Genomic DNA, 1,650 nt, shown 5'->3' with positions numbered 1-1,650 from the left:
CCAAAAGAAGCGCAAACACTACAAAGAGCAGCCTCTTTGGCGTGCAGTTTTGGCGGCGATAACAGTAAAAAGTTATTGATAGGCTATAAAGCACATGGCGGAATATTCAACTTTGGTAAACGAGATACCACCAGCAATCTGAATATGGGCAGCTTTCAATTGCCGTACTCAAGTCTATTAGTATTGATTGAATTGGGGTTACTGCATAGCACAGAACTGGAATCAGGAGAGATCGGCATTGAAACGCCATTGATACTGGCATATCAAGGCAAGAATTTGTCTCTGCAAGTGAATACGAAGGGCATCCGTCTGCTGTACTACCGTTTCACGCCGACGGGTAACGAACTGTGCAAACTGCTTGGCAACAAGCCAAATTCCCAGTACTACGACCAAATGCTCGCCTTGTTAAATCAAAAGTTTAGCGTAAGCACCGAAGCAAGCAGCAGCGTGAACTATACCGTTTAGTTTCGCTCTAGGAGCTTTAGGTCACCTATGATCTAAAAGCTCCTCAAGCAGTACACTAGGCTTTTGGCTACCTATGATCCAAAAGCTGAGTTAACTGATAACACGACGTTGTTTAAGCTCATTCAAACACAATTCAACCAACTCTTCGACGCTCTTCTCGCCTGCTGGCAAATCGATTTCTGGATTGATTGGCGCTTGATATTCAGAATCAATACCCGTGAAATTTGGGATCTCACCTGCTCGCGCTTTTTTGTATAAACCTTTTGGATCTCGGCCTTCACACACTTCGAGAGATGCATTCACAAACACTTCAATGAACTCACCTTCGGGCAGTAAATCGCGAACGAGTTGACGCTCAGCACGGTGAGGAGAAATGAACGCGGACAACACAATCAAACCCGCATCTGCCATCAGTTTCGCCAACTCGCCAATACGACGAATATTTTCACGGCGATCTTGTTCAGAAAAGCCTAGATCGCTACACAGGCCATGACGAACATTGTCACCGTCCAACAAATAAGTGTGGTAGCCCAACTCAGCTAAACGATTCTCCAGCGCGCCCGCGACGGTTGACTTACCTGCGCCAGATAAACCAGTAAACCAAAGCACTGCTGGTTTCTGTTTTTTCAGCTCAGCACGAAACTGTTTATCAACCGTGTGCTGATGCCAGACAATGTTTTCATCTTTTACCGGTGTTTCAGCGGTCATAACGAATCCTTGTATTTATCGGAATTAAAACGGAAAGAAGACCGGAATTAATGTCAGTACCAATACGGAATACACAATCGAAATCGGCACACCAATTCGCACATAGTCGGTCAATTTGTAATTACCTACACTGTAAACCAACAAATTGGTTTGATACCCGTAGGGAGAAATAAAGCTCGCGCTTGCGCCAAACAATACCGCCATAATAAATGGCATCGGATCCACTCCGTACCCGACAGCCATACTATAGCCAATCGGAAATGCTAACGCGGCAGCGGCATTGTTGGTCACCAATTCAGTCAGCACCAAGGTCATGATGTATGTGGCCACCAGCGCACCAAATACGCCCCAGCCGTTAAACGCTTCGATAAACATTTCGCCCATCCTGACGGACAAGCCCGATGAAATCATCAGCTGCGCAATAGAGAGCGCAGAGCCCACAATCACCACAATATCAATGGGAAAACGGCGGCGAAG

General features: G+C 46.1%; 3 protein-coding genes. 1 reads left to right on the top strand and 2 read right to left on the bottom strand.

What is annotated here, in order from left to right:
* Positions 1 to 465 (top strand): TIGR03899 family protein (locus tag R8N28_RS24230; protein WP_318183546.1); only part of this gene is annotated, 465 nt, incomplete at its 5' end.
* A gap of 90 nt (positions 466 to 555) precedes the next feature.
* Here the strand turns inward: R8N28_RS24230 and cysC are convergent.
* Together cysC and R8N28_RS24220 are read right to left on the bottom strand one after the other, a co-directional pair.
* The gene (cysC, locus tag R8N28_RS24225; protein ID WP_005454655.1) at positions 556 to 1,173 is read right to left on the bottom strand and encodes an adenylyl-sulfate kinase; all 618 of its coding nucleotides are present in this window, start codon (positions 1,171 to 1,173) and stop codon (positions 556 to 558) included.
* A 24-nt stretch (positions 1,174 to 1,197) separates the two neighbouring features.
* Positions 1,198 to 1,650 (bottom strand): SLC13 family permease (locus tag R8N28_RS24220; protein ID WP_318123881.1); only part of this gene is annotated, 453 nt, incomplete at its 5' end.

It is taken from the genome of Vibrio sp. Vb1554 (assembly GCF_033344235.1).
Note: the sequence above shows the minus strand (reverse complement) of the source record. Positions and strands in the feature narration are given on the sequence as shown.